The organism is Salinicola sp. CPA57 (assembly GCF_003206035.1).
Taxonomy (GTDB): Bacteria; Pseudomonadota; Gammaproteobacteria; order Pseudomonadales; family Halomonadaceae; genus Salinicola; species Salinicola socius.
On sequence record NZ_PZJR01000008.1, the window covers coordinates 1 to 16,973 of the forward strand.

Annotated in this window: 14 protein-coding genes; 13 read left to right on the top strand and 1 reads right to left on the bottom strand. The window is 56.5% G+C overall.

What is annotated here, in order from left to right; all coding sequences use genetic code 11:
* The 9 genes from DOM36_RS20450 to DOM36_RS09615 all read left to right on the top strand — a co-directional run.
* A partial coding sequence (locus DOM36_RS20450) for a type VI secretion system Vgr family protein (protein ID WP_232823787.1) occupies positions 1–373 on the top strand: 373 nt, incomplete at its 5' end.
* Entirely contained in the window at positions 370–894 is a 525-nt protein-coding gene (locus DOM36_RS20455) for a DUF2345 domain-containing protein (protein WP_232823788.1), read from the top strand. The genes DOM36_RS20450 and DOM36_RS20455, both read left to right, overlap by 4 nt.
* 17 nt (positions 895–911) lie before the next feature.
* Positions 912–1,826: a DUF4123 domain-containing protein gene (locus DOM36_RS09595; protein ID WP_110642952.1), complete on the top strand. Its 915-nt coding sequence runs from the start codon at positions 912–914 to the stop codon at positions 1,824–1,826.
* Positions 1,823–4,486: a T6SS effector BTH_I2691 family protein gene (locus DOM36_RS20065; protein WP_157958611.1), complete on the top strand. Its 2,664-nt coding sequence runs from the start codon at positions 1,823–1,825 to the stop codon at positions 4,484–4,486. Before DOM36_RS09595 ends, DOM36_RS20065 begins: the two co-directional genes overlap by 4 nt.
* 2 nt (positions 4,487–4,488) lie before the next feature.
* On the top strand, positions 4,489–5,526 hold the full coding sequence (locus tag DOM36_RS20070; protein WP_157958612.1) for a DUF6708 domain-containing protein: 1,038 nt from the start codon (positions 4,489–4,491) through the stop codon (positions 5,524–5,526).
* Between the two features lie 19 nt (positions 5,527–5,545).
* Positions 5,546–5,971, top strand: coding sequence for a hypothetical protein (locus DOM36_RS20075; protein ID WP_157957544.1), 426 nt, complete (start codon positions 5,546–5,548; stop codon positions 5,969–5,971).
* 77 nt (positions 5,972–6,048) lie between these two features.
* Positions 6,049–8,571: a T6SS effector BTH_I2691 family protein gene (locus DOM36_RS09605; RefSeq protein ID WP_110642956.1), complete on the top strand. Its 2,523-nt coding sequence runs from the start codon at positions 6,049–6,051 to the stop codon at positions 8,569–8,571.
* 2 nt (positions 8,572–8,573) lie between these two features.
* The gene (locus DOM36_RS09610; protein ID WP_157958613.1) at positions 8,574–9,632 is read left to right on the top strand and encodes a DUF6708 domain-containing protein; all 1,059 of its coding nucleotides are present in this window, start codon (positions 8,574–8,576) and stop codon (positions 9,630–9,632) included.
* 500 nt (positions 9,633–10,132) lie between these two features.
* A complete protein-coding gene (locus DOM36_RS09615; RefSeq protein WP_348626398.1) occupies positions 10,133–10,990 on the top strand; it encodes a DUF6708 domain-containing protein in 858 nt (285 codons plus the stop codon).
* 385 nt (positions 10,991–11,375) lie between these two features.
* Here the strand turns inward: DOM36_RS09615 and DOM36_RS09625 are convergent, their stop codons facing one another.
* Positions 11,376–12,398, bottom strand: a complete 1,023-nt coding sequence (locus DOM36_RS09625; protein WP_198651253.1) for a LacI family DNA-binding transcriptional regulator — start codon at positions 12,396–12,398, stop codon at positions 11,376–11,378.
* A gap of 465 nt (positions 12,399–12,863) precedes the next feature.
* Here DOM36_RS09625 and DOM36_RS09630 point away from each other — a divergent pair, with 465 nt between their 5' ends.
* Genes DOM36_RS09630 through DOM36_RS09645 form a run of 4 tightly spaced genes read left to right on the top strand, consistent with a single transcriptional unit; the run spans position 12,864 to position 16,971 of the window.
* Positions 12,864–13,793: a tripartite tricarboxylate transporter substrate binding protein gene (locus DOM36_RS09630; protein ID WP_157958616.1), complete on the top strand. Its 930-nt coding sequence runs from the start codon at positions 12,864–12,866 to the stop codon at positions 13,791–13,793.
* 50 nt (positions 13,794–13,843) lie between these two features.
* Positions 13,844–14,281 carry a tripartite tricarboxylate transporter TctB family protein gene (locus DOM36_RS09635; RefSeq protein WP_075571051.1) on the top strand — a complete coding sequence of 146 codons (438 nt, stop codon included), beginning with the start codon at positions 13,844–13,846 and terminating at the stop codon, positions 14,279–14,281.
* 1 nt (position 14,282) lies between these two features.
* Entirely contained in the window at positions 14,283–15,836 is a 1,554-nt protein-coding gene (locus DOM36_RS09640; protein ID WP_110642968.1) for a tripartite tricarboxylate transporter permease, read from the top strand.
* Positions 15,823–16,971: a mandelate racemase/muconate lactonizing enzyme family protein gene (locus DOM36_RS09645; RefSeq protein ID WP_110642970.1), complete on the top strand. Its 1,149-nt coding sequence runs from the start codon at positions 15,823–15,825 to the stop codon at positions 16,969–16,971. Before DOM36_RS09640 ends, DOM36_RS09645 begins: the two co-directional genes overlap by 14 nt.
* The last annotated feature ends 2 nt before the right edge of the window (positions 16,972–16,973 follow it).

Here is a 16,973-nt window from a genome sequence, read left to right on the forward strand (position 1 = left end):
CAAGTACAACGAACTGGTGTTCGACGACGCCACCGACCAGGAGCGTATCCGGCTCAACTCCGAAAATGAGAAGAGCCAGCTCAACCTCGGCTACCTGATCCACCAGACCGGCAACACCCGCGGCGCCTTCCGCGGTACCGGGTTCGAACTGCGCACCGACGCCTATGGCGCCATCNNNNCAGCCTCAGCCAGAGTGCCCAGGATCACAACGCCGACGCCCTCGACAGCCGCCAGAACCTCAAGCAGGCGGGTGAAGACGCCGACGACCGCTACGGCAACAGCGAACAGCGCGTCGATTCACAAGGTCAGGCCAAGCAGGACAGCGCCCGTGGCGCCACCGACAGCGGCGGCCGGGGCGAAGCGGCGCGGATGAAAGCCCCCTGGCTGCACATGGCCTCGCCCGCCGGTATCACCCTGAGTACCCCGGAGTCGACCCACCTGGCCCAGGGCAGATCGCTCAGTATCTCCAGCGGCGAAGACGTCAACATCGCCACCGGCAAGAGCCTGGTGGCGTCGATCTCCGAGAAGCTCTCGCTGTTCGTCTACCGCGCCGGCATGAAGCTGTTTGCCGCCCGCGGCAAGGTCGAAGTTCAGGCCCAGAGCGATGCGATGGAGTTGACCGCGCAGAAGGACGTCAAGATCACCTCCACCGAAGGGAGGGTCGAGATCAACGCCGCCAACGGCATCCTGCTGAACAGCGGTGGCGGCTATATCCGCATCGAGGGCGGCAATATCGACGTCCACGGCCCCGGCAAGATCGACATCAAGGGTGCCCAGCACAGCTTCGGCGGGCCGGCGAGCATGGATGCCGCCATGCCCGAGTTGCCGGAGGGGGCCTGTGAGACCCAGTTCGCCGGGGATGACTCGGCGTCTGCCGGTGCCAGTGCGCTATAGCGGGAGAAACCGACATCATGGAGCGTCAGACAACGTCCCCAACGCAGTGTCATCCAGCCGCCCGGGTGGGTGCGCCCAAGCCGTTCGATCTCGACTGGCTACAGCCGGGCAGGCATCGCTATGCACTATTGAACCCGCTACATGTCGCGTCCAGCGATCGCGACGATCTGGATAGCCGGACGTTGCGAACGCCGAGCGTCAAGGTTCGCGATCCGCTGCTGCCCCAGTTGATCTGCCTGGAGGCGCTCTCGCCGACGCAGCGTGAGCATCTGGCCAAGCGGATCGAGCAGTATGCCAAGCGCGGTCGCGCTTTCCTGTCTGCCTTGCTGCAAAGTGAAGCGGACACCGAAGAGGTGATCAGGCACTTCCGTTTCACGCTCGAACAGGCCCGCCCCGGCAGCCGGAGACGCTGGTGGCTGCGTTGCTACGATCCGCGAGTTTTTCGTCACTTGTGCTGGCTGCTCGAGACCACGAGCATGGATCGCCTGCTGGGCCCCATCACCTGCTGGCGTTGGCCGGATCAATACGGCCAGTGGCATGCGCTCGAGCGCCATGAGGCGTCCGATCTTTCGACTCGGGCGCCTTTGCTGTCTGCCTCGCAGTGGTCGTGTATCGACCGCATGGCCTCTCTCAACGCCGTCATCGACCGGCTGGCCATGCTGAAGCCGGAAGCCGTGGCCTCATTCGATGCTTATCGGGCGTTGGACGTCCTGCTCGTCCAGGCGCGGCAAATCGGCCTTGCCGCTGCCGAGGATTGCCAGCTCTACGCCGAGCAAGCTGCACGTTTTCACCCCCATATTCACGATCACCCCGAGATGCGACGGCGACTCGATCAGTCGGTCGAGACGCAGGGTAGCTACATGCGCCGCTGTGAAGACCTTTCAGCTCAGTCGTTACTCGCCATGGCACGGGAACTGGAGACCATTACATGAGTGAAGCATCCGAGGACGTACAGTCGATCGCCAACTGTCGCGTGTGCAAGCGCAGCGGGTTGCCGATTCTGCCGCTGCGATATGCCGTCACGCGAACGGATGGGGGAGATCAGGCCGGGCATCCTCCTGGCCCTGAAATCCATGGCCCATTAATCGATGAAACAGTGAGCGAAATAAACTTGCCGGATGGGCAGCACTATACGATGAGGCTTTTGAGGGAGGGTTACCTTTACGTCTTTAACGAACTTCGAGGGCGATGGACTGGATACTCTGTAACAGAGAAGGGCTATTTGATTGAATATGTTGATCTGTCACACGATGTGGTTTCTTCTCTAGATCCAGATAGCCCTCAGTCAATTGACGGTAGGCTTGAACCGCCTGTCGAGAAACAAGAGTTTACTTGTAATGTTTCTCCCGATCATGCTCATCCCGGAAGATGTGTTATGATTCCGGATGCTGACAAAGCGGGAGATGTTTATTTTGTGTTTTCTGAGGTCGCATGGACCAAACGCGTCTGGAAAAAATATGCTGCTAACGAAGATTCTAGTCGCGACTATATGCGTAAAATATCGCTGGCAGATTGGCGCGAAAAACAAGCTGAGTATGTTGACTCTTTAGATAAGGTCGAAGAATACCTGGCTGAAGCTAAATACCGCTGGGTGCCGCCTAGCCATAGTAATGGTTCCGCGCCATCAGAAGACAATGTGATGAGAAGTACAGCCTTTAATTTTAGTCCTTTTCCTATGGATGGAATGCGCGAACAAATTGAACCGCTCTCCTCCTGGGCAAGACTACAGGCTAAGCCATTAAATATGGATGCAGCAGTCATTGGGTTGGTTGATCCAGTGGCAGTAGCCATGGAAATAAAAGAATTAAGCCGAGAAAGGGTTCTGGAGTGGGCGAACGAGCCGGATAGAAAAAGAAAGCATGAATCGGCTGCAATGATTCAAACTGTGAGGTCTGCAGTTGAAAATGGAGCTGAAGTAGCAACTGCTGAAAGCAGAAGTGCGCTGATGGGAGTCCTTGGAGCCATCATGCCAGCCCATGTTGGAGCTGCATATGGAGGGCAGCCGGGGCTATCTGGCGTTGCGCGAGCCATGGAAGAAGCGAAGAGATTGAGCGAAGATGATATTAATCTCGTTCATAAAAGAGCATGGGAGAAATATAAAGAGAGATATAATTTCTCCGCTCATGAAACTTTTTTGAAGGTCGAGTACCCCACTCAACTTAATGACTTTGAGGAGAAGTTTTCAAGGCCATTAGATCGGGCTTATGTTGGCTGGCTTGAGTCATCCCTCTTAAAAAATGGCTTTAAGTATAATTATGACAAAAAAAGCATTTCCAGTGGCGTTCATTACGTGATGGCGCTATACCTTCTTATTAAGGATGCATCATACAGCAAGATTGTGTTTGGCCACCTTGAGAGATGTTTGGAGGATGATCCCGAGAATGATGATGCTATCCTGAGTCGTGGGTTTTGTTTCAATAATGACTCCTTGGTGGCTAGCTGGAACAGTATTGGTCAATCTACTTATGAGCCACAGGGAGGGTGGGACGGAGTAGCCTCCAATCTTTGGGGTGTGATCAATTCAGCTTTAGGTGATCTTACTGACAGGCAAAGGAAGGACGCCATGAAAACTTTGTCTCACTATACTTATGAGTATAGTGGGGCTTTGATTAAAAAGTTACAGCAAGTGTACGACATGGCATCCGGTGAAATGGTCGGAAGCTCTTCGGAAATTAGGGTGGTGGCAATGATGGGGGGAGTGGCCAAAGCTCATAATGCTAACTACCGTCTAGTAGAGGTTGAAGCCAGAGCCACTGGGCAACAAATAAAGAAAATTACTCAGAACTTGGTTAGAGGAATATCTAGAGAGGCATACTATAGCGGGCCAAGTGAAGTTAGGGCCGTTTTTGATCCCCTTGATGAAAGGTATAAATATAAAGGTCTGCTGCTTGTCGAGTCACAGACTGAAGTCAGCGTGTCGGTAAAGCTGACTGCTGAAGAGTTTGATAGCTATGCCCAGTCAACAATACGCCGCATGACGAGTTTAGAAGCGGGTGGGCATTTTGTGTCTGCTATGTTTGCTATATATTCCTTTGGTAGTGTTTGGGATGAATTTAGCAAAAAAGCAAGTGTGAAAAGTATCACTGGTCTTTCCTCGGGGATAGCCACAATTACTGGCTCATTGATGGAAAGCGCCGGTGCAGCTTTGAGAAATACTGCTTTTGGTTCCGCTGAACTTACAAGAACATTTCAAATATCACAGATTACTGCCTCAACTCGGGCCGCCGGGATCGGTGCAGCCGGAAAGCTGGTCGGTACAATTGGAGCAGTAATATCTGGTGTTCTCATGTTTTGGGATGGGCTGGAAAATAGGAATGTCAGCCCTCTGTACGGATACAGCACAATGGCGCTGGGTGTGTCGATGTTTCTTGTGGGGATTATAACCTTTTTTGCGGGAACTGGGGTTGGTATTATCTTAAGTCTTATTATTTCAGCTATAATGGTTGCTGTTGGCTTCTTGCGTCCTGATGAGGTGGATAAGTGGCTTGATAAGACTATCTTCTTTGGAAGTAATAGGGATGGCAATTTTCCTAGCATTAAAGCCCAAAGGGAATCAATGCTGGCTATGTCGGACGGCAACGAAGAGAATTAACCATGATGCTTGGTTGGACTCGACCTTTTCAAATTAATCGGCGCCTATCTCAAGAAGAGATGCGCTCTCATTTTCTACTGCAGAAGGCTTCTTCTTATCTGCCAGACCCTTATGGTGCGCTTGTTCGCTTTAATTCTGAGTTTTGCGAGATGATAGATTGTAGCGAACGTCAAAGGGGGATGTCAAAAACACTAGTCTGTCTATTGGGGGCCTTCGTGCTTTTTTCTTGCGGTGTCTCTGTCTTTTTTATGCTTCTGTCTGATTATCTGTCACAAGCAATCGACGCCGTGTTTTTACTCGTTTTTACTTTTATCTTCGTCGTTGTCGCGGGTGGAGGAAGTTGGCTTCTCTGGAAAATGTATCTTAGATATGATTTTTTTTCTTGGAGGTATTTTCCTGTCCGATTCAACAGGGTGTCGGGTAAGGTTTTTGTGTTCAGGAGCGAAGAGTTTGGCGGGGTCTTGGCTTTGGATTGGAGAGATGTGTATTGGCATATAGGGACGGATGAAACAGGCAAAATATGCACGCTGAGAGGGCATGTGTTAAATGGCTCTACAGTCGTGGAAACTTTTTCAGTAGGCAATTTTTTTCATCGGGACGAGGTTTATCGCATACTCTCCCTTTGGTGTTTTCTGGAAAAATATATGGAGCATGGTCCTCAAGACGCGGCTCCTGCTGCTGGAGATGAATTTATTTATTACTCGACGAAAGTGAGTTTTAGGAATTGCTTCGTTAGGGTTGTTTCAAACCTCTCTCCTCTCCTGGTGTCACTACGTCACAAGCTTTTTTTTGTTTACTATCCACTTATGTCTTCTTTGGTGCTCACTCAATGGTTGGTGCTAAAATCATGTCGTGAGCCCAAGTGGCCAGAATTTGTTGAGAAGTCATGCGCTCCTCGTGCTAAAAAATCTTTTGCTTGGGTAGAGCCTGAAAGAATTGGCCAGTTCCTAAGTAATGATCTGTTCTATAAACGGCTGCTCGAAAAAGAACAGTTCAACAAGAATTTGTTTGAGAATGGTTCGGGTTTCGTTGGGTTTTAGTTTTTTAGGAGATGTTGTTTTGAAAGGCGATAAAATATTTGTCTTGTGCGGGCTTTTGTTTTTTTTGTCGGGCTGCGAAGGGGATCAGCCTGAGAAAGTGGAAGCCGTCGTAAGTATTCTTGAGTGTGAGCCTGGCAATATCTTCTACAAGTCAGATGATGCAAAGGCTGTTGTTGTTGCAACTGCCCCGGTCATGGGTCCTCCCCCAGAAGGGCATGTGAGCATTGCTTTCAAAAGCAAAGGGAAAGTTTTGAGTACAGGATCAGCCAAATTGCACCAACAGCTGGGATCGATTGGGTCTAGCGATCCTGATTATACTTCTGTGTATGAAGCGGAAGTCGGCTCGGGGGAACGGTTGGAATCCCTAGATGAGTGTGAGGTTGTCAAGTATACGAGTGACTCAGGTAAAGAGGTCAACTTTACTGTCAAACCGTTTTCACAATAAGGAGGTTGTCTGGCAAAGTTCGCAGATGGAGGTATGCTGTCAAGGAGCCCGAGGATGTTGGGTGGTTATAACTTACGGTGGCTTCGATTAAGGCGTGCGAGGTACCTTATCGCTTTGCCTTTAATGATGCTTGCGGCCGCTGGATCGGCCATGTCGTCACCGACAAGGGCTACCTGATCGAATACGTCGACGTCTCCCACGACGAAGTGGTGGCGATCGATCCCGATAGTCCGCAGCCCATCGATGGCCGCTTGCAGCCGCCTGCCGACGAGCAGGAGTTCGCCTGCGCCGCCAACCCCTCGCACGCCTATCCCGGGCGCTACGTGATGATTCCCGGTGCCGACAAGGCCGATAACGTCTATCTCTCCTTTTCCGATGTGGCCTGGACCAAGCGGGTGTGGAAAGAGCACGCAACGAACGCGAACCAGCGGCGTGACAACATGCGTCGTGTCTCGCTCGGGGCATGGCGTGGTGGTAGCGCGGCCTACGCAGAGTCGCTGGAAAAATTGGGGGACATCGTCGCTGAGGCTGGGCGTGTCTGGACACCACCAGATCGGCATGGTGCTTCAAGTACATGGCGTCCTGGTGCCTCGGGAACCTGGGGGCGTCAGGACGGACACGCTTTCGAGTTCAGCCCATTTCCGTTCCATGGCATGAAAGAGCAGGTCGAGGGACTCAAGCGGTGGGCAGACGAGCAGGCCGAACCGATGGATATGACACCCATGCTGGTCGCGCTGGAAGACCCGGTGGGGATTTCGGCAGATCTCGCCAGCCTGACGGGCGTAAGGTTGAAGGAGAAGATGGCCGACCCTGAACAGGCCCGCCCTCTGGCGGTCTCCTCGGCCATCAATAACATCCGCCAAGGCATTCGCGAGGATGCTGAAAATCGCCAGATCTACCGTACCGAGCGTGACGCTTATCAGACGGTCTACGGTGGCCCCGGCGCTGGTGGCCGGGCGTTGGCTGGCCTGCTGATCGATGGCTTTCAGGAGCGCCAGGAGGAGATGCTGGAGCGTTGGCGCAACCCCACACCAGCACAACTGGTCGCCGCCAAGGAGGATGCCTGGAGCGATTATACCGACAAGCTGGATATGTCTCGGCTTCAGTCCTGGGAAGCGGCGTGGCAGAGTGAGATGCGCGACTTCGACAAGAATCGCATTGCGCCCCTGGCGCGTGCTCATGTCAGTTGGATGCAGAGCGATCCACTCCATCGGCAACTGGACGCTGGGCATGATGACCAAGATATCGAATCCGGCGTCGCGTTCGTCAATGCCATGCTTATATGCATTCAGGATACCCAGCAGTATGCGCCCTGCGCGAATCTGTATTATCGCTGGCTCTCCGCATCGAACCTTGACCACCGTAACCTGGCGCTGCGGGCGCTGGGCTACAACCAGAAAATCATATTGGAGCGGTGGGAAGGGCACGTCAGCGGCGGCTTACAGCCTGACTCCCTGCGCGGTCTACCATGGGATGGCTTGATCGGTGGCTATGAAAACGCACTTAAGGCTCTTCAGGACGGTAGCCAGAACGCCGTAGTCCGGCTGACGGCCGCTTTGGGCGGGCCTTTCGCTAAGGTAGCGGCCAAGGCGGTCGATGGTGTCGTCGGCCCTGCGCTAGTCGGTATGGGCGTCATTGCACGTTCGCCTGTCATCCTGGCTGACGTGACGATGAGCAAGAAAGCCGCGATTGCGGAACTGGTCTCTAGAATGGCGGCCATCAACCCTGAGATCGGCAATCTGGAAGACCTGAATCGTGCCATCGACATCCAGATGCGCAAGGCACGCATCTATGGTGTGCCGGTCGAAGGGACCGGAAGATTTCGCTACTTGATCCTGGCCAATCCCAAAGTCATCGAGGATTTTCCCGGCCTGAACGCTCAAGGTGGTGCAAGGCAACTGGCGGAATCGGCAGTCCTGACCCAGGCAGATCGGCGCGCGATGACGCAGCTCAGGTGGCGGCAACTGCTGCCTACCGAGGCTGGGCTTGGCGTGGTCACAGGTATTCTACAGGTTATGGCGCTGTTCAAACTGTCCGATGATCTGGACAGCAGCATGGCCTACGAGCGAGGCGAGAACCGGCGGCGCTTCTGGACGGGGACGGCTGGGTTGGTAGGTACAGTCGCGGAAACGGTCGGTAAATGGTCTGAGAGTGCCACGAAAGCCGGTAGTCGATTGGGACAAGCCATCGAGCGTTATGTCGGACGCTTTATAAGATTCGCTGGCCGGGGGCTAGGTGTCGGGGCTGCTATCGTTATGGCCGCTTGGGATGTCATTCGTGGATGGCAAGAGATCCAAGAGGGTAATGCGTTAGTGGGAGGATTGCTGTTCGTCTCAGCAGGGTTCAGTGTCGCAGCCATGGGTATGTTTGCTGGTTGGTTTGGGGCAACTGTGTTTGGTCTGTCTGCTACGGGTGTTGGAATTGTCCTGGTGGCTTTGATACTTACCATCGCAATAGTGATCGAGTACTTCAAGGACAATAAAATACAAGATTGGCTTGAACGGTGTTACTTTGGGAAGTTTGCTCCATCTGAGCGGTACGCTGAACCACAGCAAGAGGTCGATGAGCTAAAGCTTGCACTGAATAGCATGGGAGGATGATTTTGGACTATACAGGCTTTGGTAAAAGGGGTAGATATCCCAAAGGTTATCGCATAACTGAGAGCGACGTCGGTGTGCGATATAGGCAGCGTGACTCGGTTGATGCACCGGCAATGGATTTCTTGTCGGTTATAAAGATAAATAGCAACTATATTGAACTGGTGGATCGGTGGTATCCCATCAGGGGCTTTTGGGCCTGGCTGTCGGTTGTTCTTGGATTAGGGTCTGTGTTAGCGGGGGGGGCGTTGGTTTATGCTAGCTTTTTTCCGCTGGATGATCCTTTAGTTTCAGGGGCGGGAGAAAAATTTTTCCTAGTTGTTGTGTCTCTAATGTTTTTTTTGCTTGCTTGGTTCGGTGCTTGGTATGCTTTCAAGGAGGAGTGTCTGGGATATACCCATTATCCCATGCGCCTGAATCGTAAGAATCGTCAAGTCTATTTTTTTCGCCAGGATGGCACAGTCTTGACCGTGCCGTGGGAATCATTGTTTCTGACATTGGGTGAATCGAAAAGCCCCTTGGCTGGAACAACTTATGACTTGCGTGCTCATGTGCTCGACGATGATGGCGAAACGGTTCGCGAGTCTTTTTCGCTTGGTTACCCTTCCCCACTAGGTAATGCGCAGTCGATTGATAAATTTTGGGCCTTTCTGCAACCCTATATGGAAGCGGAAGATGGCGTGGAGAGAACCTGGCACCACCTCAAGGAAAATACGGGATATTTGGTGCCAGTCGATAATCGCAGAGAAGGCTGGCGCTGGAGCATTGCCCGTAGTTTTATGCTGGGAGCCCATTGGCCTTACCTTCAGCTTCTGTTTTCGCCCTTCCTTGGACTGAATGCACTAGGCCGTATGTTGGCAATGAGCACCAGCAAAATACCGCAATGGCCGGAAGAGGTGGAACGAGCCAACCCAGAGGAGCCGGACGACCCTTACCGACTGACCTGGCGCGATAATGGCCCGCTGGGCTGGTGGGAGCTTTACTGGCCCCTTCTATGTACCGTTATTGGCGTGGGTGCTTTTATCGGGATTTTAGGCTGGGTGATTTCCGGCCTATGGCGATAATGATTGAACATTATTCGTCAACAGCCGTCGACCAGTGACGAGCTGGCAGTGTGGAAGCTCATAGCAACCTGCTATGGGCTTTGCTGTTGCATTCTAACTGCTGTCCAGTGTCACGAAAATTCGTCTTGCATTTACTAAATGCGGCTTAGCTGAGTGGCAGGTTGCTTCACTGTCAGTGCCCCCACTTTCTGCGTGTTCAGATTTGCCCAATACTGATCGCATAAGGGTGTATGATCATTATTATCCGAAGTCCGAGATGTGAGAGCGTGACTTGGGATGGACAGGTGAACTAGGTGAATTAAGATGGATTATGCTGGGCTGGATTATCGGAATGTTCGCTTCCCTGTTGACCGAGCCTTGACAGAGACTGAACGCGCTTCGCGTTACAATCAAGGGCAGCGAGGAAGGGCTACACCGATGGATTTTCTATCGGTTGCGAAGGTTAATTCAGAATATATGGATCTTGTTGACAGATGGTACCCAATAAAGGGTTTTAATGTGTGGCTGGGAGGGGGCGTCTTACTAACTTCCATAGGCATGCTATTTGCAATATATGGAGGTGTTTTCTTTTCTGGTCGTACTGCCCCAGTGGAAGTGGTGGACTGGATTGGTATTGTTGGGCTGACGCCACTTTTCTGTGCTTGGCATGGGCTGGTTGGTGGCTAATCCGCACCGAATGTGGGCGATACACTCATTACCCGATTCGCCTGAATCGCAAAAGCCGTCAAGTCTATTTTTTTCGCCAAAATGGTACGGTGTTGACAGCGCCATGGGAGTCATTGTTTCTGACATTGGGTGAATCGAAAAGCCCCTTGGCTGGAACGACTTATGACCTGCGTGCTCACGTGCTCGACGATGATGGCGAAACGGTTCGCGAGTCTTTTTCGCTTGGTTACCCTTCCCCACTAGGTAATGCGCAGTCGATTGATAAATTTTGGGCCTTTCTGCAACCCTATATGGAAGCGGAAGATGGTGTGGAGAGAACCTGGCACCACCTCAAGGAAAATACGGGATATTTGGTGCCAGTCGATAATCGCAGGGAAGGCTGGCGCTGGAGCATTGCCCGTAGCTTTATGCTGGGAGCCCACTGGCCTTACCTTCAGCTTCTGTTTTCGCCCTTCCTTGGACTGAATGCACTAGGCCGTATGTTGGCAATGCGCACCAGCAAAATACCGCAATGGCCGGAAGAGGTGGAACGAGCCAACCCAGAGGAGCCGGACGACCCTTACCGACTGACCTGGCGCGATAATGGCCCGCTGGGCTGGTGGGAGCTTTACTGGCCCCTGCTGTGTACTGTGATTGGCGTGGGGGCTTTCGTCGGTGCTCTTGGCTGGATCGTCTCCGGTTTATGGCGCTAGTGGCCAGACTTCTTTGCTAGCAGAACCACTCATTGATTGGTCGTGGTTTGTAGGGTCTAGGGCGCCCTTGTTAGAGGGTTCTGCCTCAGGGGCTATCTTTGATATATCGAGCAGAGCGGCATGGCGGCCAGTGATGGCAACTTCAACGGGCGGGGCAAGATCCCCGCTATCTTATCCTGGGAAGAATGATTGCTGGTTATTCGTGGACGGTCTATCGCAACGAAGCTGCGTTCACCGGCCGGATCTACAACGGCGAGCCGTCCCCCAACTGGCACAGCCATGGCCTGCTCTTCGCGTGCCACGAATGGGTCTTCGATGGCGCCACTCCACCTCTGGCGCCACTCCACCTCTGGCGCGAGTCGTATCTTGAGCGCTAGCGGTGTCCTCAAACGCTCTCCCGCTCCACCAGCCTCACCCCCAGATCCAGGCGCTTCTCCGCCTCCGGGAGTTCGCTGGCGAGACTGGTCAGCAGCAGCCGGGCGGTGTGCTGGCCGATCTCCCGGCGTGGCGGTTCGATGGTGGTGAGCGGGGGTACGGTGCTGGTGGTGAAGTCCAGGTTGCCGAAGCCGGCAAGGGCGATGCGGCCGGGAACGTCCCACGCCTGTCGCTGGCATTCGCACAGCACGCCGAGCGCCACCATGTCGTTGGAACAGGCAATGGCTTCGATCTCCGGATGATCCTGCATCAGCGCGTGAGTCAGCCGTCCGGTCTCCTCGGCGTGGCTGCGTCCGCTCAGCTCCCGCAGTTCGACCGTCCCGCCGGTGGCCTCCACCGTGTCCCGAAAGCCGTGGTAGCGATCCCGCGCACGCACGTCGCGCTGGAAGTTGGTGCTGACGAACGCCATCCGGCGGCGCCCCTGCCGCAGCATGTGCTCGGCCACCAGGCGGCCGCAGGCGTGGTGAGAGAAGCCCACCACCATGTCCAGCCCCGGCTGGCCGTAGTCCCACATCTCGACGATGGGCGTATCGTTGTTGGCCAGCACCGATAGCGACTTGCGGGTGTGCAGGAAGCCGGTCAGCACCAGGCCGGCGGGGTTCCAGCTCAGAATCGAGCGAATCAGCTCCTCCTCCCGCGCATCGTCGAATTCGGTGTTGCCGATCAGCAGTTGATAACCGGCGCTTCGCAGATGGCGCTCGAGGGTTTCCAGCGTCTCCGAGAAGAACGAGTTGGTGATGGTGGGCACCAGCACGCCGATCACGTTGGAGCGCGACGACGCCAGCCCGCCGGCCATGGTGTTGGGCAGATAGCCCAGCCGGTCGATGGCCGCCTGGATCTTCTCGGCGCGCCCAGGGGAGACCTCGTCCGGACGACGCAGATAGAGTGACACCGTGCTCGGCGACACGTTTGCCAGTCTGGCGACTTCTCCCATGGTGACGCGCTGCGAACCGCGTCGTCGTCGTTTGGCCAAGATTCCGTTACCTCGTTCCCGACCCCGCGCTCGGGTCGGATAAGCAGATGAAGTTTTTTTCGTTCCCCTTTGGGTCCCGCGCGCTAGGCACTGTCGGAAAACTGCCTGCGCTCGCCCATACGGCGTTAAAAATCGGCTCAAGATGCTCATTTACACCGCGTAAACTCCGCTCTTTCATCGATTTTTGCCTTGTCTAGCCTTCGCTCGTCGACTTTTCAGACAGCGCCTAGTGTAACGGGTCTGGCGCGGCGCTTCGTGAGGGGAGAAGCACCGCGCTCGGACCGCGACCTGGGTCGGGGTCTACGACGAATGGACGATAACGACGCGTTGTTCGTGTCTATTCGTAGCGCTACGATTTTAGGCCATGTCGAGGAAGAATTCTCCTGAACGGGCTCGAAAGAGGCCAAATATCTGACGACAGCGCTGGTTTCGCTTGTTTCGCAGCGCTACGAAATGGAGCCAACCATGAAGTCACTGCGCTATTCCCTGGCCACCCTGGCCCTGATCGGCACCACCCACGCGGCCGTGGCTGCCGACAACCTGGAGATCATCGTGCCGTTCGCGGCAGGTGGTGCGACCGACATCGTCGCCCGCAGCTTCGAGCCGACTTTCTCGCAACAGCTCGGCGTCACTTCGGTGGTGAGAAACGTCGCCGGAGCCAGTGCCACCGTGGGCACGGCGGAAGTCGCCAACAGTGAAGGCAATCCGAATATCATCGGCTATGAACCGGCCGGCGCGCTGACGATTCAGCCGTCGCTGAAGAAATTGCCCTATGGTCCGGACAGCTTCACCTATATCTGCCGCACCGTGTCCAATCCGATGTTCCTGATGGTCTCGAAGGCTTCCGACATCACCTCGTTCAAGCAACTGGTCGAGGAGTCCCAGGATCAGCCGTTTCTCTACGGCTCCTCCGGTCCGGGAACGCTGCCGCATCTCGCCATGGCGGCGACCGTGGTCAATAGCGACCTGAAAGCCGAGCACATTCCCTACAGTGGCTCGGGGCCGGCGATGAACGCGTTGGCTGGCAACGAGATCCAGATCATGGCGGATACCGAAACCATTCTCGAGAACTATGACCTGCGCCCGCTGGCGGTGTTCGCCGATCATCGCGTCGAGGGCTACGACGACGTGCCGACGGTCGAGGAGCTCGGCTTGCCGGCGCTGGATTTCGCGGTCTGGCAGGGCGTCGTCGCGCCCAAGGGGATCTCTGACGAGCGTGCCCGGCAGTACGCCGAAGCGTGCAAGGCGACGGTCGAATCGGACAAGTTCCAGAGCTTCGCCGACAAGGCCAAGGCGGGGATCGCCTACCTCGGGCCGGATGACTTCAAGGCGTTCGTCCAGAAGCGCTTCGAGGCCAACAAGCAGGTGTTGAAGGATGCGGGCCTGGCGCCGTAATCCGCTCTTTCACTCTCTTTGTTTTCTCGATCTCCCAGGAGCCGCGATTCATGTTCGCTTCCTTGATCCACCCTCGGGTATTGACCGCGCTGGCGCTGTTGCTGGCCGGTAGCGGTCTTTCGGTCACCGCCTGGCAGGGGCCGGCGAGCGCCATGCTGGTGCCCCGTATCGTGCTGACGATCTGGTGTGCGATGGCCTTGGCGGTATTGATCGGCGAGCTGATTCGCCGCGTGCCGGTGAAAAACGTGACGCTGACGCCGCTACCGTTGCTGATGGCGGTGGTACTGATCGCCGCGATTGCCACGGCGAGTCTCGGTTTTCTGCTTCCGGCGCTGCCGCTGGTGGCGTTGACACTATGGCTATTTCGTATCCGACGGCCGCTACCGTTGGTGCTGGGAACGATCGTGATCGGCGGCGGGCTGTGGTTCCTGTTCCATCACGTGCTGATGATCCGGTTGCCGGCACTGCTCACGAATGGAGTGATCTGAGATGGACGTGATTCTGGCGGCGGTCGGCGACGCCTTCACCTGGCAGGCGCTGCTCGCCATCGTGATCGGCACCTGGGCGGGCATCATCATCGGCGGGCTGCCCGGGTTGGGCTCGGTGGTGGGCTTGACGATCTTCCTGCCGTTTACCTTCGGCATGGATGTCATCACCAGCATGGCGCTACTGATCGGTGTCTATTGCGGCTCGGTCTACGGCGGCTCGATCACCGCGATTCTGATCAACACGCCGGGCACGCCGCAGTCGGCTGCCACGGTCTTCGACGGCTATCCGATGACCCAGCAGGGGCGGGTCGACGAAGCGCTGGGCTGGGCGACCTTCGCCTCGTTCTTCGGCGGCGTGCTCTCCTGCGTGTTGCTGATCTTCTGCGCCCCGCAGTTGGCCAAGTTCGCCGTCAACTTCGGTTCGATCGAGGTCTTCGCGCTGGTCTGCCTGGCGATGCTGTGCATCGTCGGGATCTCCCGCGGCAGCCTGCTCAAGGGCCTGGTGTGCGGGATGATGGGTTTCTTCTTCTCGATGGTCGGCAGTGACCCGATCACCGGCGCCGACCGTTTCACCTTCGGTACCTATGCGCTCAGTTCGGGGCTGGACCTGATTCCTGTAGTGGTGGGGGCGTTCGCGCTATCCGAAGTCTTCGTTCGCTTCTCGGCGCGTGACGAGGAAGCGACCACCATCCCCGAGGCACGGCTGCGATTCCCCAGTTTGCGCGAGATCGGCCGACGTCTGGTCGAACTGCTGCGCGGTTCCTTTATCGGCAGTTTCGTCGGTGCCTTGCCGGGCACCGGTGCGGCCGCGGCGGCCTTCATCAGCTATGCGGCGGCGCAGAAACTGTCACCGCGCCGGGCCAATCTGGGCAAGGGCGAGCCGGACGGCATCATCGCCTCGGAATCCTCCAACAACGCGGTGACCGGCAGCGCCTTCATCCCCACTCTGGCACTGGGCATCCCCGGCGACGTGGTCACGGCGATGATGATGGGCGCCATGGTGATTCACGGCATCACGCCGGGTGTACGGCTGATGGCCGATCAGGCGCAGACGGTTTACACGCTGTTCGTGGTGCTGATCATCGTCAATGTCGCCATGCTGATTCTCAGCAAGCCCTCCATCGGTCTGTTCCGCTACCTGTTCAAGTTGCCGCTGGGCTTCGTGATGGGTGGGATCGTGATGTTCAGCTTCATCGGGGCGGTGTCGGTACGTGGCAACCCGCTCGATCTGGTGGTCGCGGCATTGACCGGGATTCTCGCCTACGTGCTGCGTCGCGGTGGCTACCCGCTGGCGCCGCTGGTCATCGGCATGGTGCTGGGGCCGGCGCTGGAGAGTTCGCTACGCCGAGGCCTGCTGATCTCGCGCGGTGATTTCCTCTCGTTCTTCACTCACAGCGGTATCGCCACCACGCTGTTCGTTCTGATCGGCCTGTTCCTGATCTGGACGATCGTGGGTGGCGTGATCGAGTGGCGAGCGAAAGTCATCCGTACTCGCCGCGAGGCCTCCTCCGCTCAACCCGCTTCCGAACAAGGGATCATGCATGATCATCACTGAACTCAAGACCCATGTGCTGGCCGCACCGCTGGAGCAGCCGTTTTCCTTCTCCCAGGGCTGGGTGCATCAGCGCACCGCCATGCTGGTCGAAATTCATACCGAAGAGGGGCTGGTGGGTTGGGGCGAGTGCGTCAACCACGGCCTGCAGCCGCCGCAGGTCGCCCAGGCGATGGTCGAACATGCGCTCAAGCCGCTGGTGATCGGGCGTTCGGTCTTCGAGCGCGAAGTACTGTGGGAGACGATGTACAACCATACCCGTCCCTACGGTCAGAAGGGCGTGGCGCTGTTCGGCATCGCGGCGATCGATATCGCGCTGTGGGATCTGGCCGGCAAGGCGCTGAACCAGCCCATTCACCGGCTGATGGGCGGCGCATTCCGCAACGAGATTCGCCCCTACGCCACCGGCTTCTATCGCCGCGAGGGCGGGAACTATCCCGAGGAAGTGGTCGACGAGGCGCTGCGCCATCAGGCCAACGGCTACCGCGCGATGAAGATCAAGACCGGCTTCGGGATCGAGGCGGACATCCGCGACATGCGCGCGGTGCGCGAGGCGGTGGGCGACGACATCGCGCTGATGATGGATGCCAACTGCGCCTACAGCGTGCCGGCGGCGCGGCGGATCCTGATGGAGCTCGAAGAGACGCGGGTGCATCTGTTCGAGGAGCCGTTGAGCCCGGAAAACCGCCACGGCTATCGCGAGCTCAAGGGCGTTTCGCGCACCTGGATCGCGGCCGGCGAAAACGAGTATTCCAAGATCGGCTATCGCGACTGGATCAGCGAAGGCGCGCTGGACGTAATCCAGCCGGATATCGGCGCCGCCGGCGGGTTGACCGAGTGCCGCAAGATCGCCGCGCTGGCCCAGGCCTTTCATGTGCCGATGATCCCCCATGTCTGGGGCACCGGCGTCGGCCTGGCGGCCGCGGTTCAACTGATCGCCACCTTGCCGCCGCAGCCGCTTTCACTCACGCCCGACGAGCCCATGCTCGAGTACGACCAGTCGGCGCATCCGTTCCGTCAGGAGTTGATTGGCGGCGAGTTCCAGCTCAACCCCAACGGCTGCGTGGAGGTGCTCGACAAGCCGGGGCTGGGGATCGAGATCGATCGGGGAATCATCGATCGATACCGGATTGCCTGAAC